This is a genomic window from Klenkia sesuvii, assembly GCF_037083825.1.
GTDB lineage: Bacteria > Actinomycetota > Actinomycetes > Mycobacteriales > Geodermatophilaceae > Klenkia > Klenkia sesuvii.
Genome location: NZ_JBAPLU010000007.1, coordinates 32,058 through 54,475 on the forward strand (window position 1 = coordinate 32,058; position 22,418 = coordinate 54,475).

Below are 22,418 nucleotides of genomic sequence, written 5' to 3' on the forward strand. Positions count from 1 at the left end.
CTCAAGCACAGACATCACGCAGCGCCGTCGATGCGTCGGACGGTCAGCCCGGGCCGCCGGGGACGGCGTGCGGGTCGTCCGTGGTGTGGGGCAGGCCGACCAGGCTCAGGATCTGGTGGGCGGTGCTGCCGACCGGCGCGTGGAGCCGCAACGGGTAGCCGCCGTCCGTCGGTGCGACCCGGTGCAGCTCGGCGACGACGGCGCTGGCCAGGTGCGTGACGCCCGCCAGGTCGACGGTGAGTTCGCGGGTGCCGGCGAGGGAGAGGCGGTCGAGCTCCGACCCGAACTCCTCGACGTTGCTGGCGTCGAGAGGGCCGTCCACGGCCAGTCGGCCCGGGTGGGCCGTGAACGTCGTGTGCTCCGGACGGTGTGCGGGTGTGTGGCGTCCGAAGGCGATCTGGTCGGCGGTGAGCAGGATCGCTGCGTGCGACGCCCGACGCCGCACCGTGACCGTCGTCCCGGTCGCGCCGCGGTCGATGTGCAGGTCGTCGACCAGCGCCGCGGTCATCGCGAGACCGTATCCGCGGTTCCCCGGCGATCCGTCGTGGTCGTGGACGGGGTCGCGCCAGCAGCCGTCGTCGGCGACGCGTACCCGTAGGTGACCGCCGTCGTCCAGCTCGGCGTCCACGGAGATGGTGGTGCGCGAGTGCTCGCCGGCATCTGCGGGCGCGTGCTCGTAGGCGTTGGTGACCAGCTCGACCACGGCGTGGTCGATGGCCACCTGGTCCTCGTCGCTGGCGTGCAACCCGGCCTGCCATGCGTTCACCGCGGCGCGGGCCAGCGAGATCGCCTGCGGTGCCGCCGGGAGGTCCAGGTGCAGCGGCGGGACCGGGGCGCGTGGCGTGACGGCGAGGAGCGTGATGTCGTCGCGGTGCCCGGTGGGGCGGATCAGCAGCTCGAGGGTCTGGGTGGTCAGGCGGTCCGCGGGCGACTCCCCGTTCCCGCGGAAGGCGCGGTCGGCGGTGACGTTGCTCGTCACCTGCATGAGGTCCACCGTGCTCGCCCTCAGGTCGCGGCCTGGGCGCTCCAGGATGCCGTCGGTGTAGAGCAGCAGCCCCTCGGTCGGGTCGATCGTCGCCGTCGCGGTGGAGAAGCTCGACCCGACGCCCAGCGGCCCCGCGCCGGTGGCCGGGAGGTACCGGGACTCGCCGAGCCCGGAGACGACCAGCGGGGGCGGGTGCCCGGCAGTGCAGTACTCCAGCACCCCGGTCTGCACGTCGACCACGACGACGCCGACGGTGGCCGCCCGTGCCCCCGGTGTCACGGTGGCGACGCGGTCCACCGCCTGCAACGCCGCCACCAGGTCGCCGGACGCCGCGAGCCGTTCGTGGAGCACGACGCGGAGCTGTCCCATGGCTGCCGAGGCAGCCACGCCGTGCCCGACGACGTCACCGACGACCAGGGCGATGCACCCGCCGCTCAGCAGCACCACGTCGAACCAGTCGCCGCCGGCGGCGTTGTCGGCATCGGCGAGCAGGTAGCTCGCGGAGATCTGCACGCCGGGGACCACGGGCAGGCGGGTCGGCAGCAACGCCTGCTGGAGCTCGATCAGCACGTCCCGTGTCGCCCGGTAGCGACGGTGGGCATCGGCTGCGATCCGGGCGTTCTCCCGCTCGGCCGCTTCCCGTTCCCGAACCCGCTCGGTCACCTCCGTGAGGTAGGCGAACGTGCCGATCACCTCACCGGCGTCATCGCGGCGTGCGGTCACGTTGAAGTCCGTGTACAGCGTCTCCGACGTCCCACCGGGGCCCCGGTCGAGCTGGTGACGCCACTCGCGCCCCACCTGCGGTTGGCCGGTCGCGTAGGCCCGATCCATGACCTCGTAGATCTGCTGCCCGGCCAGGTCGGGGAACACCTCGCGCACCGTCTTGCCGATGAGTTCCCCGCGCCCGGCCAGTGCGCGGTACGCAGCGTTCGCGGCGACGAACCGGTGCTCGGGCCCCACCATCGCCGTGAGCGCGATAGGCATCTCCTCGAAGACCTCGCGGACCACCTCGGCGTCACCTGTTCGCGCATCCGGGTCGGCATCGCTCATGCCGCCATCATGGCGCGACAGGACGACGTCCTCGACCCCCACGTCCTCGACCCCCACGTCCTCGACCCCCACGTCCTCGACCCCCACGTCCTCGACCCCCACGTCCTCCGACCCCCACGTCCTCGTCGAGCGCTCGGGGGCTCAGGTCATCGCTGCAGGGTCGTGCTCGGCGGCACGCCGTAGGTGGCTCGGTAGGCCTGGCTGAACCGTGGGGGGTCCCATCCCCAGCGGGTTGCGACGGCGGCGACGGTGGTGCCGTCGTCGGGGATGGCCGCGGTGAGCTCGTCGTGGGCGGCGGCCAGCCGTGCCCGGCGGAGGTACTGCATCGGGGTGCAGTCCAGGTGGCGGCGGAAGGCGAGCTGGACCGCCCGTGGGGTGACGCAGGCGGCCTGGGCGATGTCGGTCAGCCCGATCGGCTGGTGGGCCGAGGACTCGATGAACGCGACGGCCCGGCGCAGGGTGGCCGGGTGCGCGTCGGGCCGGTCGGGCGGTCGGGCGGCAGGGACCAGGTCGTTGCTGAAGGTGCTCAGGGTGACCGCGGCGAGGGTGCGTGCGACGGCGTCCACCAGCAGGGGGGTCGCCGACCGGGCGGCCGGTCCGGTGAGGACGCTGTGGGTGGCGTAGGCCAGGCCCCGGTGGAACCGCTGCGCGGCGACCGGGTACACGGGGTCGCCGATGGTCATCCCGGTGACGCGTTCGGTGTCGGTCCCGGTGACGGAGGCGAGCAGGTCGTTGTCCAGCACGACGGTGCGGACGCCGATCGGTGGGCCGCTCCACGCGCACCGGTAGGACGAGCGCGGGTTGGCCAGGACGAAGGCGTCGCCGGGGCCGAAGTGCTCGCTGCGGCCGTCGGTGTCGCGGGTGACGAGGCCGGTGTCGACGACGAGCAGCATCAGCTGACCGGGCGGGTCGATGTCGGCGGTCGCCCCGGTCATGCGCACGGTGTCCACCGACATCGACGGCACCGCTGCCCGGTCGTGCCGCAGGTGGTAGGACTCCTGGCCGCCGGTCAGCGAGATCGGTGTGCCGTAGGCCTGGGTCAGGAAGTGGTCGATCTCGTCGGGGTCGACGCTGGACCAGGTCGACGAGACAGGACCGCGTGCGGGGTGCAGGTCATCGGTCACGGCTGTTCCTCACGGTGTCGTGGTCCGTCCGGCGCGGTCGGCACCGATCCAACCGGCGGGTCGGGGGGCCGTCCACCGGGTGGCTCGGCCCCGTGCCGGCGTCCGGTCGGGCATCTGCGGCCGGTGCTGTCTCGTAAACGCGGCTTGCGCTGATGCTCGCCAGACCGGGTCGGCTCGGGGTCGCCGGGAACTTTCTCGGACTTCCTCGTTCCGTCCAGCGACGACGACGACGAGGGCGACGTCGCCGGCCCCGGCGCGCGGGACGTGTGCCTGCCCGCCGGGTGGGTAGGGCGGGGTGGCTCCAGGCCAGGGGTGCGCCGCACAGCCCACCAGGAGTTCTTGTGCCGAAGGTCGTGTTCACCGCCTGTCACGCCGTCGGGCAGCCCCCGGCGGGGGCCCCGTCCGCCGAGCGGTGGCCGTGGTGGTCCGCGTGAGCGCGCCGGGGACCCCGGGCCCCGGCCGCACGTGCGGGGTCGACCTGGTGGTCGCCGAGCTGCTCCGTCGGGGCCGGCGCACCGAGGCGCGGCGCGCCGAGCAGGAGCTGCCGGAGCTGGTCCACCTGCGTCGGGACCGGGCCCACCTGGCCCTGCTGGGCGTCGACGCCGACGTGTCCGATGCCCAGCACGTCGTCCTGCTCGGCGACTGAACACAGGGCTCGACGGCGGGCCCCGCCGCGCGGTGCGGTCGGTCAGGGCAGCGGCGGGCGGCCGGGGCCCAGCGGCACCGTGCTGCGCGGCGAGGGTGCGGCGGGGAGAGCGGCCAGCAGGTCGTCGACCCGGCGGGGCAGCGGGCCGGCCGGCAGCAGGCCGAGCTCGCGCAGGCGTGCGCCGACGGCGATCGTCCAGGGCTGGTCCAGCCGGGCCCGGTCGAGCACGGCCCGGTCGGCGAGCACGTCGTCGGGGGCGCCCTGCACCACCCGACCGTCGACGACGACCGCGACCTCGTCGGCCCAGCCCAGCGCGAGGTCGACGTCGTGGGTGCTCATGACCACGGTGCACCCCCGGCGGCCCAGCCGGTCGAGGGCGGTCAGCGCCTCGGTGACGGCGGTGGGGTCCAGGCCGGCGGTGGGCTCGTCCAGCAGCAGCACCCGGGGCCGCATCGCGACCGCGCCGGCGATGGCCACCCGCTTGCGCTCGCCGTAGGAGAGCTGGTGGGTCGGCCGGGCAGCCAGGTCGGTGACCGCGAGCAGCTCGAGCGCCTCGGCCACGCGCTCGCGCACCTCGTCCTCGGACAGGTCCATGTTCAGCGGCCCGAAGGAGACGTCCTGGGCGACCGACGCGCTGAACAGCTGGTCGTCGGGGTCCTGCAGCACCAGCTGCACCGCCCGGCGGTGGGCGTGCAGGCCGCGGCGGGTGTGCCGCAGCGCCGCGCCGTCGACCGTCACCTGGCCCGCCGCCGGGGTCAGGGCCCCGGACAGGCAGCGCAGCAGGGTGGTCTTCCCCGACCCGTTGGCGCCCAGCAGCGCCAGCCGCCGTCCGGCCGGCACGGTGAGCGACGCGCCGTCCAGCACCCGGCGCCCGCCCGGGTAACCCACCCCGAGGTCGGCCGCGGCCAGCGCTGCACCGCTCACGCCAGCACCAGGGTGAGCGCCGACAGAGCACCCAGGCCGACCACCGTGGCGACCACGAAGGACCGCGACGACGGGAGCACCTCGGGCAGGACCCGCAGGTCGGTGGTCATGCCGCGCCCGGCCAGGCCCTCCTGCAGCCGTCGGGCGCGGTCCCAGGAGCGGGTCAGCACGGCGGCGGCGAGCAGGCCCGAGGAACGCAGCCCGCGGCGCACGCTCGTGTGGCCCAGGCGGGCGGCCTGCGCCTCGCGGATGGTGCGCAGGCTGTCCAGCAGCACGAAGAGCAACCGGTAGGTCACCGAGGCCACCTCCACCACCGCGGCGGGGACGCGGGCGCGGCGGAGGGCGGGCAGCAGGTCCGACACCGGGGTCGTGGTGGCCAGCAGCATCACCGCGGCCCCCCCGGCGAGGGCGTGCCCGACGAGTGCACCCCCCGTGCCGGCCGCACCGGGCGCCCAGCCGATGCCGGCGCCGGACACCTGGACCACCGCGGTGAGGGCGCCGATCACCACGAAGGCCAGCGGCAGGCGCACCGCCCGCGCGAACACCCGACCGGGCACCCGCGCCGGGCCCAGCGCGAGGGCGACGGCGGTCAGCCCGACCAGCAGCGACCCGGGCCAGACCGGGAGCACCAGGGCGCAGAGCACCAGGCCGAGGGTGAGCAGCAGCTTGTCCCCGACGGCCCGGGGCCGCCAGGCGCTGGCCCAGGCCGCGTCGTCGAGGGCGAGGCCGCTCACCGCTCACCGTCGGTGGCGCCCGCCGCCGCCCGGGAGCGCCGTCCGCGCAACCGGCCCAGCACGTAGCCGAGCACGCCCCCGCCCAGTGCGGCCTGCAGCGCGAACAACCCGGACTCCACCTCGCTGGAGCCGGGGGAGAAGAGCGGGTCGAACCAGGGCACGTAGTCGGGGTTGCTGGCCTGGATCTGCTCGGTGGCCAGGCTGTCGGTGCCGGCGTAGTCGCTGGGTGCGCCGAGCAGGAGGGGGAGGGCGAACAGCGCCACGACGGCTGCGACCAGCACGACCGTGACCCAGGTGCGGCGCGTCATCGGGTGGTCTCCCCGGTGGGCTGCGGGCGCAGGATGCCCAGGCGCTCCAGCTCGGGTCGGGCGTTGACGGTGAGCACGCGGAAGAGCAGCACCCCCAGGACGCCCTCGGCGAGCGCGAGCGGCACCTGGGTGACGGCGAAGACGCCGAGGAACTTGACCGCGGCGCCGAGGAAGCCGCTCCCGGCGTCGGGGAAGGCCAGTGCGAGCTGCAGGGACGTGGTGACGTAGGTGGCGAGGTCGGCGACCGCCATGCCGGCGAAGACCCCGACGAGCAGGTTGCCGGTCGTGCGCCGGGCCAGGCGGTAGGCCCCGTAGCCGGCCCACGGCCCGATGACGGCCATGGAGAAGGCGTTGGCGCCGAGCGTGGTGATGCCGCCGTGGGCCAGCAGCAGGGCCTGGAACAGCAGCACCACCGTGCCCAGCAGCGTCATCACCGGCGGGCGGAACAGGATGGCGCCCAGGCCGGTCCCGGTGGGGTGCGACGAGGACCCGGTCACCGACGGGAGCTTGATCGCGCTGAGCACGAAGGTGAACGCGCCGGACGCGCCGAGCAGCAGCGTGGAATTCGGGTTCTCCCGGACCTCCTTCACCACCGCCCGGGCGCCGTGCACGACGAAGGGGGCCGCGGCGATGGTCCAGCCCACCGCGTGCGCGGGCGGCAGGAAGCCCTCAGCGATGTGCACGCAGCACCGCCGCGGGGTCGAGCAGGGCAGGGGTCAGCACGGTGCCGTTCCTCTCCCGGGTGTCCACGCCCGGAATCGCAGGGACGACGGCTGGAGTCTCCTGGCTCCCGGATCGACGTCCGCCCCCGACCTTCCCGGCCCGGGGGCCAGTGGTCGAGCGTGGGGGCGGACTCCCCGGTCACAGTGGCGGGACCGCGCCGGGATCGCACCGGGCTTCCTCCACTGCCGTCGTGGTGCGGCGAGCACACCACACCGAACTGCCCCCGGGAAGGGGAGCGCACGGGCGCGGTGGACATGCGCAGGTGCGCAGGTCCGAAGCCGGGACGACGACCGGGGACCCGGCGCACGTGCGCCGAGCCCCCGGTCATGCCTCCGGTGGTGGGTGGTCGAGCCGATCAGCCGGCCACGACGGCGATCTCGTTCGGGGTGACGTCGAGCTGCCCGGTGGCCAGCACCTCGCCGGTGCTCAGGTCGAGGGCGTGGACGGCGTCGGCGGCGGGGTCGGTGACGTAGGCGATGCCGTCGTGGACCTTGATGGCCGGGTGCGGGTCCTGCCACTCGGCCGGGCCCTCCCAGGCGTCGACGACGGGGTAGCTGGTGAGCAGCTCACCGGTGCCCTCGTCGAAGAGGTGCACGTTGCCGTCGGTCCCGAGGATGACGGCTTCGTCCTGCGGGCCGCGGGCGAGGTCGCGGAAGGTGTAGGCCACGCCCTCGGGCATCGCGACGACCTGGTACTGGTCGGTGCTGGTGTCGGTGAGGGTGAAGGCGGTCAGCTCGTAGCCCTCGGCGTCGGGGTCGCTGTTGTAGTCACCGAACGCGACGGGGGAGTCCTCGGTGGTGAAGATGTTCCCGGTGCGGCCGTAGGCGTCGGGGGCGCTCAGCTTGGTGAACTCGCCGTCGTAGACCAGCACGCCGTCCTCGCAGCCGAAGACCGCCACCTCGCCGGCCACGGTGCCCTCGCCGTGCACGCCCGGGCACTCCTCGGAGCGGGCGACCTCGGTGCCGTCGGCGTCGAGGACCCGTACGCCGGTGCGGCCCTCCTCGTCGCCCAGGGTGGACAGCAGGGTGCCGTCCTCGAGCTCGATGGCCACGCCGTGGTGGGCGGCCTCCGAGGTCCACTCCTGGGTCTCGGGCAGGCCGTCGGAGGTGAGCAGGTCCTCGGTGGCGAAGGAGGTGATGTCGCCGGTGCCGTCGGCGAACAGCACGGTGCGGTCGCCGTGCACGACGACGTGGCCGGCGGTGTCGGCCTCGAACACGTCGTCGGTCAGCGCGGACTCACCGGCCCAGGACTCGCCGTCGGCGGTCCAGACACCGGCGTCGAGGACCTGGAACCCCTCCTCGGTGGTGACCAGGGCGTGGCGCCCGTCGCCGGACGGGTTGACCCGCAGGAACCCGTCGCGCTCGTGGTCGCCGACGACCTCGAGGGTGTCGGCGTCGAGGACGAGGACGCCACCGTCGTAGGTGAGGGCCAGCCGGGTCTGCGGGGCGGCGACGGTCTGCGCCGAGGACTCGTCGGCCGTGCTGGTGGAGGTGCCCGAGGCGGACTCGGGGTCGGCGGAGCCGGAGCAGCCGGCGAGCAGGAGGCCGGCGGTGCCGAGGGCCGCCAGGCGCAGGGGGGACAGGTGTCGAGCTGTGGACATGCTGGACATCTTACCGAGAATGATTCTCATTACGGATGGCGGGGTCATGCGAGCCCCGCCACGATGTCCTCGGTGTTGGCGCGCATCATCTCCAGGTAGGTCGCTGCTCCGCCGCCGGGTGGCGTGAGCGACTCGGTGAACAGCGGCACGACCGCGACGTCGAGCCCGGCCTGCTCGGCCAGCACCTGCACCAGCCGGTCGGACTGCGACGAGTCGGCGAACAGGGTCGACACCCCGGCGTCGCGGATGGCACCGGCGAGCTCGTCGAGGTCGCGGGCACTGGGCGAGGCCAGGGTCGACCCGCTGGGGATGACGGCGCCGACGACGGTGTAGCCGAAGCGCTGCGCCAGGTAGCCGAACACGTGGTGGTTGGTGACCAGGTTGCGCCGCGGCTCGGGCACGCGGGCCAGCTGGTCGACCATCCAGGTGTCCAGGTCCTCCACCTCGGCGCGGTAGGCGGCCGTGTCGGCGGCCAACTGGTCGCCGTCCACGCCGTCGACGTGCTGGGCGAGCGCGGCGGACACGGTGTCGACGACGGCGAGCATCTGCGCCGGGTCGGTCCAGAAGTGCGGGTCGACACCGGTGGCGTCCTCGGTGGTCCACTCGACGGTCTGCACCGCGTCGCCGGCCTCGACGACGACCACGCCGTCCTCGCGGGCGGCCTCGACCTGGCCCGTGACGCCCTCCTCCAGGCCCAGTCCGTTGGAGACCAGCAGGTCGGCCTGGCGCATCCGCGCGGCCTCCTGGGCGGAGACCTCGAAGGAGTGCGGGTCCGCCCCCGCCGGCATCAGGGTCACCACCTCGGCCTGGTCACCGACGAGCTCGCCGACGACGTCGCCGAGGATGTTGGTGGTGACCACCACCAGCGGCCGGTCATCGGCGCCCCCGGCCCCGCACCCGGCGAGGACGACGGCGCTCGCCAGGACGGCGACCAGCCCGCCGGCCAGCCGCCTCATCGGCCGGTCTCCGCGAGGTGGGCCGGGACGACCTCGGCGGCCAGCGTGCGGGCCACCCGGGCGCCGTCGGCGTGGTCGATCTCCAACAGGTCCGTGGTCCCCGGGACGTTGAGGTACGTGCGGTCGGCGTCGACGTGCACGTCCACCTCGGCCAGCCGGTCGACCGGCAGCAGCGGACCGGTGCCGGTCACCACCCCGGTGGCGGGGTCCAGCACCACGACCTGGCCCGTGCTGTCCACGCCGACCACCCGGTCGGCGTCGTCGTCGGCGGCCACGGCGGTCACCCACGGGGTCGGGGTCGGCACCAGCTGCCAGCTGCGGGCGCGGGTGTCCAGCAGCCACACGCCCTGGTCCCCCGCCGGTGCGGCCACCGACGGCCGGCCCGGGCGGTTGTCCAGCCCGGCGGCGCGGTCGGCGTCGTCGACGGCGACCGGGTAGGGGATCTGCTCGAACTCCAGGCCGCCCTCGGCCTCGGTGGCCAGCACGGCGCCGTCCGCGCAGGAGACCACGACCCCGACGCGGGTGGCGTGCCCGCCGCGGGGGTCCGCGCAGGGCGCCTCGGCGTCGGGCAGCGGCGCACCGTCGGCGTCCAGCCCGCGCACCGACGTCCCGTCGGTGGCCACGACGTGGTTGCCGAGCGGGACCAGGGCACCGTCGTGGGGCTCGGACCCCACGGAGGCGAGCTCGGTCAGCTCGCCCTCGCCGAGCGCGGCGCGGTCGAGGACGACGCCGGTCCCGGTGGTGGGGGAGAACACGGCGGTGAGGGTCTCCGAGGACGCCGTTTGGACGTCGCCGTCCCAGGTCATCGTCCCGACCACCCGGGCGGGGGCCCGGTAGTAGTGCACGTGGTCGCCGTGGTCGACCGTCCACGTGCCGGTGTCGACGACGGTCAGCTCGCCGCCGCTCGCCGAGGTGGTGAAGAGGAACCGGCCGTCGGTGGCCATGGTGTCCACCGGCCCCAGCTCACCGAGCTCGGTGCTCTCCCCGGTCAGCAGGTCCAGGGCGTGCGCGGACCCGGCCGCGTCGGTGTAGGCCAGCTGCAGCTGGGGTTCGGACAGCTCCGCGGCGCCGGCCACATAGCCGTGCGGGGTGGCCGAGGGGGAGCTCTCGGCGGACGGGGCGGAGGGCTCGCCGCCGCAGGCGGTGAGCGCGAGCGCGGACGCCGCGCCGACCCACCAGCGGTGTCGACGGGTCCGGTTCGGGTGGTGCACGGGGTCCTCCAGGTTCGGGGGGTGGGGGGTCACGAGCGGGTGGGGACGGCGGCCGACCGGGCCGCGACGGAGCGGGCCGCGACGGACAGGGCCACCAGGGCCACGGCGCACAGGGCGATGGATGCGCCGCCGGCGGTGCCGGCGTGCCAGGACAGCAGGAGGCCGGCGGCGACGGAGACGGCGCCGAAGACGGCACCCAGGGCCACGGTCGGGGGCAACCGGTGCGTCCACTGCCGGGTGGCTGCCGAGGGGGCCAGCAGCAGCGCGACGACCAGCAGCGCGCCCAGCGCCTGGTAGGACACGACGACGGCGGTGGCGACGAGCAGCACCATCGCCACGTGGGCGGCGCGCGGGCGCATGCCCAGCACGGCGGCGGTGCGGGTGTCGAAGCACAGCGCCAGGAAGGGGCGGTGCAGCACCAGGGACGCCGCGAGCACGACGACCAGCGCGCCGGCCAGCAGGGCGATGTCCGCGGTGCGGATGGCCAGCACGTCACCGAACAGGATGGAGGTGAGGTCGGTGGCGAACGACCGTGACCGGGACACGATGACCACGCCCAGGGCGAGCATGCCGGCGAACAGCAGGCCGATGGCGGTGTCGGAGGACAACCGGGCCCGACGGGCCACCGCGCCGACACCCACGCTCATCACCGCGGCGCTGGCCGCCGCGCCCAGGACCGGCGGCCAGCCGGCCAGGGTGGCCACGGCGACGCCGGGCAGCATGCCGTGCGCGAGGGCCTCGCCGAGGAAGGCCATCCCGCGCACGAGGACCCACGTGCCGACCACGGCGCAGATGACCGCGGCCACGGTCCCGCCCAGCAGTGCCCGCTGCATGAACGGGACGGCGAACGGTTCCAGGAGCCAGGCCACGACGAGCCACCCTACTGGGAATGATTCCCGCTACCCCTAGGGTGGGGTGGTGAGCACGGGCATCGACCTCGACCGCCTCGGGGTCCGGCGTGGCGACGTCCACGCCCTCGCCGACGTCACCGCGCGGCTCGGGCCGGGCTCGGTGACAGCACTCGTCGGGCCCAACGGAGCCGGGAAGTCGACCCTGCTCGACGTGCTGGCCGGGGTCCGCGCGCCCACCTCGGGCCGGGTGGAGGGACTGGCCGGTCGGTCGGTCGCCTACGTCCCGCAACGCAGTGCCGTGCCCGACGACCTGCCGGTCACCGTCGGCGACGCGCTGACCATGGGCCGGTGGCGCGAGCGGGGACCCTGGCGGCGGCTGCGCGACGGCGACCGGGCGCTGGTCGCCCAGGTGGCCGAGCGGTTGGAGCTGACCGGCCTGCTGCGCCGGCCGCTGTCGGCGGTCTCCGGCGGTCAGCGCCAGCGCGCGCTGGTGGGGCAGGGGCTGGTGTGCCGCGCCGACGTCCTGCTGGTCGACGAACCGACGGCCGGCGTCGACGCCGGCACCCTGGACGCGGTCCTGGCCGCGCTCGCGGCCGAGGCCGAGCGGGGTGCGCTCGTCGTGCACGCCACCCACGCGGAGGAGGCCGTCGGCCGGGCCGACGCCGTGCTGGCGCTGGCCGGCGGCCGGGTGGTCACGAACCCGAGGGCTCAGTCCTCGTAGCTGTCGGCCGGCCGGTCGGTCGGGGTGACCTCGTCCACGGTGATGACGGCCTCGGGGTAGCCGCCGGTGGGGTGCAGCTGCGGCGGGGCCCAGTGGCCGATGACCTCGACCCACTGGTCGGCCTGCCAGTCCTCGGTGGCCGGCCCGTCGAGCACCACCGACACGGGGATGGCGTCGGCCGCGCAGCAGCTGATCAGGATCCGGCTGACGTACCAGCCGCCCCCGGCCCGCGGGGTGAGGAAGCCCTCGAGCCTGACCTGGCGCCCCTCGAACGCGTCCGGGTTGCCCCGCGACCAGATGGCGTAGGCCATCAGCGCCATCGTCCGGTAGGGCCGGCCCTCGTCGTCGGGGCCGAGCCCGGTGACGTTGGTGGCGACCTGGGCGAGTGCGGTCTCGGCAACCGGCGCCGGGGCGGCCTGCCGGGCAGCCGTGAAGGCCCCGAGTGCGGAAGGTGCGACCACGAGCAGGACGGCGACGGGCGCCAGCAGCAGCCAGGCCACCCGAGGTGCGTGCTCGTGCTGGTGGTCGTGTTCGTCCCGTCCCCCTCGTCGGGGCTGGGGCGCCCGGCTGCGCGCGGAGTCGTACAGCAGCCCGCCGAGCCGGTGGTAGACCCGTTCGGAGGAACCGCGGAGCAGCCCGTGCAGGGCGAGCAGGACGACGAGGGCGCCGGCGACGACGAGCACCGGCCGGTAGCCGCCCTTCACGTAGGACAAGTAGTCCTGCCCGAGCGAGACGCTCAGGGTCACCGCGCCGAGCAGGAGCAGGACGAGGTGCTGCACGGTGCGGCTCACAGCAGCGCCCACCCGACGGCGAGGGCGCAGAGGACCGCGACGACGAAGGTGGCCGGTGCGAAGCGCAGCGCGAACCGGGGACCGAAGGTGCCGGCCTGCAGCGCGATGAGCTTGACGTCCACCGCGGGGCCGACGACCAGGAAGGTGAGGCGGGCAGTCAGGGAGAAGCTGGTCAGCCCGGCGGCGACGAAGGCGTCGGCCTCCGAGCAGATGGCCAGCACCACGGCGAGGACGGCCAGGACGAGCACCGCCAGCACCGAGTGGTCGGCCACCGCCTCCAGCCACGACCTCGGCACCAGCACGTTCAGGGTGGCGGCGGTCGCTCCGCCGACGACCAGGAAACCGCCGGCGTGCAGCAGGTCGTGCCGGGCCGAGCTGAGCAGGGCCGCCCACCGCCCGGTGCCGGTCGGCACCTCCGGTCGGTGACGCAGCACGAGCCAGTCGTCCCGGCCCAGGGCGTGCCACAGCCAGCCCATCAGGACGGCGACCAGCAGCGAGGCGACGAAGCGCGCGGCCACCATCTCGGGGTCGTCAGGGAAGGCCACCGCGGTGGCGACCAGCACGATGGGGTTGATGGCCGGTGCCGACAGCAGGAAGGCCAGCGCCGCAGCCGGGCTGACCCCGCGCCGGACCAGGCTGCCCGCGACCGGGACCGAGGCGCACTCGCAGCCGGGCAGCACGACCCCGGCCGCACCGGCGACCGGCACCGCGAGCTGCGGGCGCGAGGGCAGGGCCCTGGTGAAGAACGACGCCGGCACCAGCGTGGCGATGGCGCCCGACAGCAGCACGCCCAGCACCAGGAAGGGCAGCGCCTGCAGGCAGACCGCGACGAACACGGTGGACCAGGCGGCCAGCACCGGTCCGTCGAAGAGGTCGGGGACGACGTACCGGCCGACCAGGACGAGCGCGACGACGATGCCGAGCACGTCACCCGATCGCAGCCCTCGGCGTCGCGGGGTGGGCTGGCGCCGTCGCGGCGCAGGGCGGGGGCCCGCGACGGGCCTGCGCGGTCGGTCGACCGCCGGGCTGCTCGGCACGGTTGGCTCCTTCCCCGATGCGGGTCGGCCACACCAGATCAGAAGCAGGTTGTCACGATACAGCCACGGATCGTGGCACCTCGCCGAGCGGCGACCGGTCAGGCGCCTTCAGGGAGCAGCCGGCGGCGGCGCAGGGGGGAGGCCGTCGACAGCACCGCGGACAGCCCGACCCCGACGGTGGCCACCAGGAACGCCGTGCGGACGTCGGTGGCGCCGGCCACGGCGCCCCCGGTCAGCGCGCCGACCGGCGCGCCGCCCCAGGCGATCATCCGGGCGGTGGTGTTGACCCGGCCCTGCAGGGCGTCGGGGGTGACCCGCTGCCGCGTGGTGATCCCGTTGACAATCGAGAGCACCGACGCCGTCGACCACGCCACCAGCAGCGCCAGCGCCGGCACCACCACGGTGGTCAGCGCCAGGGCCAGCAGCAGCACGGCGTTGGCCGCGTAGGCCGCGATCGTGATCCAGCCGACCGGCACCCGGCGGCTGAGCGGGGTCAGCGAGGCCCCGGCGATCAGCCCGCCGGCGGCGACGGCGACGTAGAGCCCACCCACCAGCCCGGAACCGGGGTCCAGGCCGAGCCCGTCCACCCCGTAGACGACCAGCAGCCCGGTCACCGCGCCGGCGCTCAGCGACTGCCCGAACCCGAAGAGCGACAGCGCCCGCACCACCGGCTGCTGCCACAGGAAGACCAGGCCCTCCCGGATGTCGCCGGCGGTGCGGGCGAGGAGACCGGGACCCTCCGCCGCCGGCGGCCGGCGGGCATCGGACAGCGGCACCCGGATCGAGGCGATGAGCAGGCCGGCGACCAGGTAGGACAGCACATCCAGGCCGAGGGCGAAGGCGGGGCCGACCAGCGCGATGAGCAGCCCGGCCACAGCAGGGAAGGACACGTCGACGACGCTGGCCGAGGTGAACACCAGGCTGTTGGCCTCGGGCAGCCGGCTCCGACCGACCAGCCGGGGGAGCGCACCGAAGGAGGCCGCGTCGAACCAGACGAAGGCGGTGAACAGCACGGCCGCGGCCGCCAGGACGTGCCCTACCGTGAGCACGTCGAGCGCGGCGGCGAGCGGGACGGTGGCCAGCGCGGTGCCGGCGACGGCCTGGCAGCCCAGCATCAGCCGGCGGCGGTCCACCCGGTCGGCCAGCGCCCCGGCGACCAGCCCGAACACCAGGTAGGGCAGGACGGCGACGGCGGAGACCGCGGCGGTCAGGAACGCCGAGCCGCTGAGCCGGAACACCAGCAGCGGCAGCGCGACGCCGGTGACCGCGGCGCCGGCGACCGCCACGGTGCGGGCAGCTAGGAAGCGCAGGAAAGCAGGGTCCCGGCGCAGCGGCACCGGGGTCGTGGCCGTGCTCACCGGCGGGCCACCACGAGCGAGCACCTCGGGCCCGGGGCCCGGACGGAGACGTGGCTGAACCCGGCTGCCAGCAGCGTCCCGGCGCGGTCGCCGGGCGGCACCGGTGGTGGGTCGGCCTGGCCGCTGCGGTCGGCCGGGGAGGGTCGGCCCAGCGCGCGGGCGAGGTCGGCGGCGTAGCGGCCCACCGTGTCGGCGACGGGCATGGCCGATCGGGCAGGTTCGGCGTCACCGTGCAGGTCGACGTCGACGAACAACCCGCCCGGGCGCAGTGCCCGGGCGGCTTCCCCTGCGACGCTGCGATAGCCCGCCGCGCCGACCATGTGCAGGGCGCAGCAGCTGACCACCGCGTCGGCCGGCCCGGGCAGCGGCCTGGACCAGCCCGTCCCCCGCAGGTCGTGCTCGATGGTGCGCACCCGGCCCGGTGCGGCGAGGGCCGCGACCTGCAGCGCCGCCGGGTCGGCGTCGACGCCCCAGACCTCGGCGGCCGGGAAGCGGTCGGCCAGCACGCAGGCCATCGTCGCCGGTCCGCACCCGAGGTCGACCAGCCGGACCGGTGTGCCGGCGGTGGCCTCGGCGACCAGATCCCCGACCTGCGCCCACACCTGCTCCTGCTCGGGCAGCCAGCCGGCCATGAGGTCGCGCCAGCGGTCGACCCAGGCGGCAGCGGTGCTGCCGTCGGGCAGGGCCTGGGTGGACGTCCCGGCCACGGACGTCACCGCGCCGGAACGGGGGCGACCCCGTGCAGGTGGTCGTGCAGGTGGTCGTGCAGGTGGTCGTGGCCGGTGCCGTCGTCGTCGGCCCAGGGCGGGAACGGGTCCTCTCCCGGCTCCTCGCCGTCGGCCAGGAGGCAGCGGTCGAGGGCGGCGAGGACGGCGTCGTGGCGCAGATCGACGCCGATGAGCACCAGCTCCTGACCGGCGGTCTCGCCGTCGCGGACGCCGGAGGGCTCGAGCCGGAAGACCGACCCGGCGTGCGACCACAGCGCGGTGGTGCCGGGCCGGGTGGCCAGCCAGCAAAAACCCTTGGAGCGCAGCACCCGGCCCAGCGTCCCGTCGTCGAGGGTCTCGGTGACGAACTCCCACAACCGGCCGGGGTGGAAGGCCCGGTCGGCTCGGAAGACGACGCTGGAGATGCCGTACTCCTCGGTCTCGGGCACGTGGTCGCCGTTGAGCTCGGCAACCCAGCCCGGTGCCTGCTGGGCCCGTTCCAGGTCGAACAGGCGGGCGCCGACCAGCTCGCCGACCGGAACGTCGCCGTGGCTGGCGCGCAGCAGCCGGGCGGACGGGTTCAGCCGCTGCAGCACGGCCGCCACCCGGTCGGCCTCGGCCGGGGCGACCAGGTCGGTCTTGGACAGCACCAGCAGGTCGGCGAACTCGATCTGGTCGACCAGCAGGTCGGTGACGGTGCGCTCGTCGTCCTCGTAGGCGGCCAACCCGCGGTCGGCCAGGGCCGTGCCGGCGTCGAGCTCGGTGAGCAGGTTGGCCGCGTCGACGACGGTGACCATGGTGTCCAGCTCGGCCACCTCGTCCAGCGTCGCGCCGTCGTCGCGGGGGAAGGAGATGGTGGCGGCCACCGGCAGGGGCTCGGAGATGCCGCTGCTCTCGATGAGCAGGTGGTCGAACCGGCCGGCGGCGGCGAGGGCCGCGACCTCCTCGAGCAGGTCCTCCCGCAGGGTGCAGCAGATGCACCCGTTGGTCATCTCGACCAACCGCTCCTCGGTGCGCGAGAGCGACCCGCTGCCGGCCACCAGCTCGGCGTCCAGGTTGATCTCGCTCATGTCGTTGACGATGACCGCCACCCGAAGGCCCTCGCGGTTGGCCAGCACCCGGTTCAGCAGGGTGGTCTTGCCCGCTCCGAGGAACCCGGAGAGCACGGTGACCGGCAGTCGGGCCGGCGCGGCGGGCACGGCGGGCACGCGGCTCATCGCAGCTGAGCGAGCTGGTCGGCCAGGCTCTGCACGCCGTCGACCACGCGCAGGTTGGTGGAGTCGATCTGCGGCAGGAAGACCAGCCGGTCGGCCGCCACCGCGGACAGGCTCGGGAAGTCCTGCTGCAGCAGGGCGCGGGCGGCCTCGGGGGTCTCGTCGCCGGAGAGCAGGTAGACCAGGGCCGACGGGTCGGTGGCCAGCAGCTGCTCGGCGGACAGCTCGCCGAAGTAGGTGCCCTCGGGCAGCGTGCCGGCCAGCACGTTGGCCCCGCCGGCCCGCTCCAGCATGTCGCTGTAGACGCCCTCGTAGGTGTAGACGGTGCCCTCGTAGGTGCTGATGACCGCGGCGTCGACCGGAGCCAGATCGGCGGTGCTGGCCTCGATGTCGGCGAGCTGGCCGTCGACCTGGTCCCGCAGGGCGTCGGTCTGGTCGGTGACGCCCAGCGCGGCGCCGAGGGTGTCCAGGTCGTCGTCGACGTCGGTCACCGCGGAGGTGCCGCCGTCGTCGCAGAACCCGGACAGCACGAGCACCTGGGTGCCCTGCGCGGCGAGCTCGTCGATGGTGGGGAGTTGCTGGCCGTCGAACAGGTAGCTGCCGTCGGCCCAGATGAGGTCCGGCGCGGCGGCCAGCAGGGTCTCGCGGGTGGGCGCGGCGTCGCTCAGCACCGGGACGGCGGCGTAGGCCTCGGCGTACTGCGGCAGCGGATCGCCCTGGGAGGAGGCGGTGTTGTACTGCCCGACCAGCCGGTCGCCGAGCCCGAGCTCGAGCAGCAGCTCGGTGCTGGTGGGCCAGCCGGACACGATGCGCTGGGGTGGGGAATCGAAGACGACGTCCCGGCCGCAGTTCTGCACCGTCACCGCGTCGGTGGAGCTGCCGGCCGCGCCGGGCGCGGGGTCGGCGTCCCCGCCGGAGCAGGCGGTCAGGGACAGGGCTGCGGCCAAGGTGGCGAACAGGGCGGCGGGCAGGGCACGGCGGGTCACAGGGGAACTCCAGGATGAAAGGGGGAAGGGAGGGGGGAGAAGGACAGGTGCAGGCGGCCGGTGGTCGGGTGTCGGGAGCGGTGGGCCGCGACGCCGAAGACAGCGGCGATGCGCTCCTCGGTGAGCACGTCGTCGGGGGTGCCCGAGGCGACCACCACGCCGTCGTGCAGCAGGTGGACGGCGTCGCAGTAGGTGGCGGCCAGGTTCAGGTCGTGCAGTGCGGCCAGCACGGTGACCCCGAGACCCCGGACGAGCTCGAGCAGGGCGAGCTGGGTGGCGACGTCGAGGTGGTTGGTGGGCTCGTCGAGGACGAGCACCCGGGGCTGCTGGACCAGGGCGCGGGCCAGCAGCACCCGCTGCTTCTCCCCGCCGGACAGCTCGGCGAAGGACCGCCCCGCCAGCGCGGCCATGCCCACCCGGGCCAGGGCGCCGGCCACCAGGTCCCGGTCGGTGCGCGATTCGCGGGCCAAGGAGCTCTGGTGCGGCACGCGACCGGTGCTGACCACCTCGAGCACGGTGAAGTCGAACCCGGGTCCCTGGTCCTGGGTCATCGCCGCGACCAGGCGGGCGTGCGCCCGGGCGTCGAGGTCGGACAGCACGTCCTCGTCGTCGACCAGGACGGCGCCGGAGGTGGGCCGCAGGGCTCGGTAGACCGTGCGCAGCACGGTGGACTTCCCGCTGCCGTTGGGCCCGAGCAACCCGACGACGCTGCCCGCGGGGCAGTCAAGGTCGAGCGCGTCGACGACCGTGGCGCCACCGAGCTCGACGCCCAGTCCCCGCAGTCGCAGCCGGCTCACGCGCCGCCGCCCGGGATGCGGGTGGACCGGCGCAGCAGCACCAGGAAGAACGGCACCCCGGCCACCGCGGTGACCACGTTGAGCGGTAGCTCCAGGGGTGCGGCGACCAGCCGGCCGACCAGGTCGGCCAGCACCAGGAACGCCCCGCCCAGCAACGCGGTGGCCGGCAGCAGCCGGCGGTGCTCGGGCCCGACGAGCAACCGGACGCAGTGCGGAGCGACCAGGCCGACGAACCCGACGCCGCCGGCGACGGAGATGACCACCGCGGTGAGGGCGGCGGCGACCACCAGCAGCTGCAGCCGGACCCGGTCGGCCGCCACGCCGAGGGAGGCTGCGACGTCGTCCCCGGCGAGCAGGGCGTTGAGCGACCGGCCCTGCAGGACCAGCCAGGTCGTGGCCAGCACGAGCACCGCGGTGGGCAGTGCGAGGTCGCCCCAGTCGGCCCCGCCCACGGTGCCCAGCAGCCAGAACAGGACGGCCGCCAGCTGGTTGGGTGCCGAGCGCAGCTGCAGCCAGCTGGTGGCTGCCTGCAGCAGGTAGGACAGGGCGACCCCGGCCAGCAGCAGGCGTGCGGGGTCCAGCCGACCGGCCCGGCGGCCCAGGGCGACCACCGCGACCAGGGTGGCCAGGGCGCCCAGGAAGGCGGCCCCCGGCACCCCGAGCGATGCCAGAGCGGTGCCCGAGGTCAGCCCGCCGAGGGTGAGCACGGCGACCGCGGCCAGGGACGCCCCGGCCGACACGCCCAGCACGTAGGGCTCGGCGAGCGGGTTGCGGACGACGGCCTGCAGGACGGCCCCGGCGACGGCCAGCGCGGCGCCGACCACGAAGGCGAGCAGCACCCGGGGCACCCGGACCTGCCAGATGATCTGGTCCACGACCGGCTCGCCCACGGGCCCGCCGAGCAGGTGCGCCCGGAGGACGGCGAGGACGTCGGCCGGTGGTATGGGCACGGCACCGGCCCCGGCGGCCAGGACCAGGACGACGGGGCTCGCGACCAGCAGGGTGAGCAGCAGCCTGCGGTACCTGCGACGGGCGGACCGGTCGGCCGCGGCGACGTCCCGGGCCGGGGCGCTCGGCGCGGGTGCGACCGACCCGGTGACCCGGGCGGGGGCCAGGCCGGCGACGGGCGGGGGGAGGTCCACGGCCGGGAACCCTAGCTGGGAACGATAACCATGTGCAGACTGGGGGTATGCCCCCTGGACTCCACCGACCCGCTGCCGACCTGGGGGCGTTCGACGCCGCCGCCGAGGACGCCCGGCTGCTGGCCCCGTACCTGTGGGACCCGGTCGCGGCCGGGACCCTGGCTCGCACGCGGCCGCAGCCAGGCGAGCGGGTGCTCGACGCCTGCTGCGGCACCGGGCCGTCGGCCCTGCCTGCGGCGCGCGCGGTGGGCGATCACGGCCGGGTGGACGCCGTCGACCTGTCCCGGCCCGCCGCATCGATCGCGCTGCGCGAGGCCGAGCGCAGCCGCGGTGTGCACCCGCAGCTGCGGGTGCACGTCGCCGACGTCACCAGCTGGCAGCCCGACGGGTACGACCTGGTGCAGTGCGTGCTCGGCGTGTTCTTCCTCCCCGATCCCGAGGCCGGCACCGAGCACCTGGTGCGGCGCGCGCGGCCGGGGGGGCGGGTTGCGGTGACCGTCTGGCGCACGGGGGCGCTGCGCACCGCGGGCCAGGCGCTGCTGGACGCCGTCGCCGACGTGCGCGGAGAACCGGCGGCTGTCCCGTCGGCCAGCGGTGTCGCCGAACGCCTGGGCCACGCCGAGGCGCTCACCGGCTGGTTCACCGAGCGGGGGGCCGTCGACGTCGTGGTCACCGAGGTGCCGCACGCCGTCCGGGCCGAGCCGGTCCCGCTGTGGTCCCTCGTGCTCGGCTCGGGGTTCCGCGGGCTGTTGGCCGGGCTGTCGCCCGCCGACGTGGACCGCGTCCGCGAGCGCTACCTGGCGGCCATCACCGGCGGTGCCCCGCTCGACGCCACCTCGCTGGTCGCCCTGGGCCGCCGGCGGGACCAGCCCGACAGCGACACCGCCAGCACGGCGGTGACGACCAGGGCGCCCGCCGGCGCGAACGCGGCCCACGGCGCCCGCTCCACGTAGGGCAGCCCCTCGGCCAGCAGCAGACCCCACTCGGGGCTCGGCGGGGTGGGCCCGAGCCCCAGGAAACCCAGGGCGGCCAGCGCCAGGGCGATGCCGGGCAGCCGGAGCACGGCGTTGCGGGTGACCGGGCCCAGCAGGGCGGGGACGACGTGCCGCCAGGTCACGGCCGCCGGTCCGAGGCCGAGCACGGGCAGGACGCGGACGTGCGCCGACGCCCGCACCTCGGTCCCGGCGGCGGCCACGTACGCGGCCACCGGCGCCCAGCTGACGAGCGCCACGGCGACGGCGGCCCCGGTCAGGGAGGAGCCGGCCACGGCGGCCACCAGGACGCCGACGATGACCGGCGGCGCGGCGTTGGCCACCTCGACCGGACCGACCGAGGCGCGGGGGAGGAGCCCGACGAGCAGGCCGACCAGCAGGCTGACGGCGGTGACGACGAGGGCCGTGCCGACGGTGTCCACCGCGCCGTGCGCGACCCGGGCGAGCAGGTCGCGCCCACTGGCGTCTGCCCCGAAGGGCAACGCCCAGCTCGGTCCGGCCAGGCGGGGGTGGGCCGAGGTGAACGGGTCCCGGCCGAGACCGGCTGCCACCGTGCCGACCAGCAGGGCCAGGCAGGCACCGGGCAGCACCCAGTCGCGCGGGCGCCAGATCGAGGTCGGGTCCGCGACCGGCACCGAACCGCTGCGCACGGCCCGCCCCAGCAGGAGCACGCGCAGCGCGCTGGCCGCGATGCCGAAGACGGCCGAGATGCCGAGCAGGACCAGCATGCCTGCCTGCAGGGCCGGTAGGTCCTGGGACTGCGCGGCGCCGAGGGTCAACCGGCCCAGTCCGGGGATGGCGAAGACCTGTTCCACGGCCACCGCGCCACCGGTCAGCCCGACCAGCACCAGCGCGATCTGCGTGGTCAGTGCGGGCAGGACCCGGCGGACCACGGCCCGGGCGACCTGGCCGCCCGGGGCGCCGGCCACCTGCCAGGACACGATCCAGCGCTCGCTGCTGGCCGCGCTGATCGCGTCGGCCAGCAACCGGCCGACGAGCCCCCCGGCGGGCAGGCCCATCGCCAGGGCCGGCAGCACTGCCGAGGAGGGGCCGTCCCAACCGTAGGGCGGGAACCAGCCCAGCCAGACCGCACCCACCACGAGCAGGACCGAGGCCAGCAGGAACTCCGGCAACGCGGTGAGGGCCGCCCCGGCGACCCCCGAGGGGCGACCGGGCTCGCCGCGGACCACCCGGCGCAACGCCGGCGTGCACAGCACGGCCGCGGTGACCACGGCCACGACCACGGCGAACAGCACCAGGGTCAGCGAGACGCCGGCGGCGGCGACGATGCTCGGCCCCACCGGTCGCCCCGACACCCACGAGGTGCCCAAGTCCCCCCGGACCACCCCGCCCAGCCAGGACCGCAGCAGGGCGAGGGGCCCCTGGTCGAGCCCGAGGTCGGCCCGGATGGCAGCCAGCGCCTCCGGGGTGGCCTCCTGCTCCGCGGACCGGGCACGCAGCACCGACAGCTCCGGGCTGCGCCCGGACAGCCAGGGGAGCGCGCCCACGAGGGCCACCACCCCGGCCAGGGACAGCAGTCGGGACGCCGTCACCACGGCGC

General features: G+C 75.3%; 21 protein-coding genes, 1 pseudogene and 1 riboswitch. Of the genes and pseudogenes, 3 read left to right on the plus strand and 19 right to left on the minus strand.

Annotated elements, in window-relative coordinates; translation table 11 throughout:
- Positions 1–43 precede the first annotated feature (43 nt).
- Entirely contained in the window at positions 44–2,137 is a 2,094-nt protein-coding gene (locus TEK04_RS08620) for a SpoIIE family protein phosphatase (RefSeq protein ID WP_336403921.1), read from the minus strand.
- Positions 2,138–2,181: 44 nt separating this feature from the next.
- Positions 2,182–3,159 (minus strand): helix-turn-helix transcriptional regulator, encoded by a 978-nt coding sequence (locus tag TEK04_RS08625; protein ID WP_336403922.1) that lies wholly within the window; start codon positions 3,157–3,159, stop codon positions 2,182–2,184.
- Between the two features lie 430 nt (positions 3,160–3,589).
- On the opposite strand from TEK04_RS08625, the gene TEK04_RS08630 reads away from it, so the two are divergent.
- Complete coding sequence (locus tag TEK04_RS08630) at positions 3,590–3,805, plus strand: hypothetical protein (protein ID WP_336403924.1); 216 nt, start codon at positions 3,590–3,592, stop codon at positions 3,803–3,805.
- 42 nt (positions 3,806–3,847) lie between these two features.
- Here the strand turns inward: TEK04_RS08630 and TEK04_RS08635 are convergent, their stop codons facing one another.
- From TEK04_RS08635 to aztB, 8 genes are all read right to left on the minus strand, one after another.
- Complete coding sequence (locus tag TEK04_RS08635; RefSeq protein ID WP_336403925.1) at positions 3,848–4,729, minus strand: energy-coupling factor ABC transporter ATP-binding protein; 882 nt, start codon at positions 4,727–4,729, stop codon at positions 3,848–3,850.
- Positions 4,726–5,463, minus strand: a complete 738-nt coding sequence (gene cbiQ, locus TEK04_RS08640) for a cobalt ECF transporter T component CbiQ (protein WP_336403926.1) — start codon at positions 5,461–5,463, stop codon at positions 4,726–4,728. The genes TEK04_RS08635 and cbiQ overlap by 4 nt, the downstream gene beginning before the upstream one ends.
- Entirely contained in the window at positions 5,460–5,771 is a 312-nt protein-coding gene (locus tag TEK04_RS08645; protein WP_336403927.1) for an energy-coupling factor ABC transporter substrate-binding protein, read from the minus strand. Before TEK04_RS08645 ends, cbiQ begins: the two co-directional genes overlap by 4 nt.
- Positions 5,768–6,454 carry an energy-coupling factor ABC transporter permease gene (locus TEK04_RS08650; protein ID WP_336403928.1) on the minus strand — a complete coding sequence of 229 codons (687 nt, stop codon included), beginning with the start codon at positions 6,452–6,454 and terminating at the stop codon, positions 5,768–5,770. Before TEK04_RS08650 ends, TEK04_RS08645 begins: the two co-directional genes overlap by 4 nt.
- A gap of 94 nt (positions 6,455–6,548) precedes the next feature.
- Positions 6,549–6,673, minus strand: a riboswitch (cobalamin riboswitch).
- A 176-nt stretch (positions 6,674–6,849) separates the two neighbouring features.
- On the minus strand, positions 6,850–8,094 hold the full coding sequence (aztD, locus tag TEK04_RS08655; RefSeq protein WP_336403929.1) for a zinc metallochaperone AztD: 1,245 nt from the start codon (positions 8,092–8,094) through the stop codon (positions 6,850–6,852).
- Between the two features lie 44 nt (positions 8,095–8,138).
- Complete coding sequence (gene aztC, locus TEK04_RS08660; RefSeq protein WP_336403930.1) at positions 8,139–9,050, minus strand: zinc ABC transporter substrate-binding protein AztC; 912 nt, start codon at positions 9,048–9,050, stop codon at positions 8,139–8,141.
- Entirely contained in the window at positions 9,047–10,261 is a 1,215-nt protein-coding gene (locus tag TEK04_RS08665) for a hypothetical protein (protein ID WP_336403931.1), read from the minus strand. Before TEK04_RS08665 ends, aztC begins: the two co-directional genes overlap by 4 nt.
- Before the next feature lie 29 nt (positions 10,262–10,290).
- Complete coding sequence (gene aztB / locus TEK04_RS08670; protein WP_336403932.1) at positions 10,291–11,130, minus strand: zinc ABC transporter permease AztB; 840 nt, start codon at positions 11,128–11,130, stop codon at positions 10,291–10,293.
- A 49-nt stretch (positions 11,131–11,179) separates the two neighbouring features.
- Here aztB and aztA point away from each other — a divergent pair, with 49 nt between their 5' ends.
- Positions 11,180–11,833 carry a zinc ABC transporter ATP-binding protein AztA gene (gene aztA, locus TEK04_RS08675; protein ID WP_336403933.1) on the plus strand — a complete coding sequence of 218 codons (654 nt, stop codon included), beginning with the start codon at positions 11,180–11,182 and terminating at the stop codon, positions 11,831–11,833.
- On the opposite strand, the gene TEK04_RS08680 is transcribed toward aztA, so the two are convergent.
- The 8 genes from TEK04_RS08680 to TEK04_RS08715 all read right to left on the minus strand — a co-directional run bounded on the left by TEK04_RS08680 (position 11,821) and on the right by TEK04_RS08715 (position 19,865).
- Positions 11,821–12,624, minus strand: a complete 804-nt coding sequence (locus TEK04_RS08680; RefSeq protein ID WP_336403934.1) for a TIGR03943 family putative permease subunit — start codon at positions 12,622–12,624, stop codon at positions 11,821–11,823. The genes aztA and TEK04_RS08680 overlap by 13 nt on opposite strands.
- Complete coding sequence (locus TEK04_RS08685) at positions 12,621–13,550, minus strand: permease (protein ID WP_336403935.1); 930 nt, start codon at positions 13,548–13,550, stop codon at positions 12,621–12,623. The genes TEK04_RS08680 and TEK04_RS08685 overlap by 4 nt, the downstream gene beginning before the upstream one ends.
- Positions 13,551–13,759: 209 nt before the next feature.
- On the minus strand, positions 13,760–15,019 hold the full coding sequence (locus TEK04_RS08690) for an MFS transporter (protein ID WP_336403936.1): 1,260 nt from the start codon (positions 15,017–15,019) through the stop codon (positions 13,760–13,762).
- Entirely contained in the window at positions 15,016–15,726 is a 711-nt protein-coding gene (locus TEK04_RS08695) for a class I SAM-dependent methyltransferase (RefSeq protein WP_336403937.1), read from the minus strand. Before TEK04_RS08695 ends, TEK04_RS08690 begins: the two co-directional genes overlap by 4 nt.
- Before the next feature lie 5 nt (positions 15,727–15,731).
- The gene (locus TEK04_RS08700; protein WP_336403938.1) at positions 15,732–16,943 is read right to left on the minus strand and encodes a GTP-binding protein; all 1,212 of its coding nucleotides are present in this window, start codon (positions 16,941–16,943) and stop codon (positions 15,732–15,734) included.
- Positions 16,940–17,926, minus strand: coding sequence for an ABC transporter substrate-binding protein (locus TEK04_RS08705; protein ID WP_336403939.1), 987 nt, complete (start codon positions 17,924–17,926; stop codon positions 16,940–16,942). The genes TEK04_RS08700 and TEK04_RS08705 overlap by 4 nt, the downstream gene beginning before the upstream one ends.
- Positions 17,923–18,723 carry an ABC transporter ATP-binding protein gene (locus TEK04_RS08710; RefSeq protein ID WP_336403940.1) on the minus strand — a complete coding sequence of 267 codons (801 nt, stop codon included), beginning with the start codon at positions 18,721–18,723 and terminating at the stop codon, positions 17,923–17,925. The genes TEK04_RS08705 and TEK04_RS08710 overlap by 4 nt, the downstream gene beginning before the upstream one ends.
- Positions 18,720–19,865: a FecCD family ABC transporter permease gene (locus TEK04_RS08715; protein WP_336403941.1), complete on the minus strand. Its 1,146-nt coding sequence runs from the start codon at positions 19,863–19,865 to the stop codon at positions 18,720–18,722. Before TEK04_RS08715 ends, TEK04_RS08710 begins: the two co-directional genes overlap by 4 nt.
- Positions 19,866–19,912: 47 nt before the next feature.
- On the opposite strand from TEK04_RS08715, the pseudogene TEK04_RS08720 reads away from it, so the two are divergent.
- Positions 19,913–20,371, plus strand: a pseudogene (locus tag TEK04_RS08720) (class I SAM-dependent methyltransferase); the annotation flags it as partial.
- A gap of 287 nt (positions 20,372–20,658) precedes the next feature.
- Here TEK04_RS08720 and TEK04_RS08725 read toward each other — a convergent pair.
- Complete coding sequence (locus tag TEK04_RS08725; RefSeq protein WP_336403942.1) at positions 20,659–22,410, minus strand: ABC transporter permease subunit; 1,752 nt, start codon at positions 22,408–22,410, stop codon at positions 20,659–20,661.
- Positions 22,411–22,418: the final 8 nt, after the last annotated feature.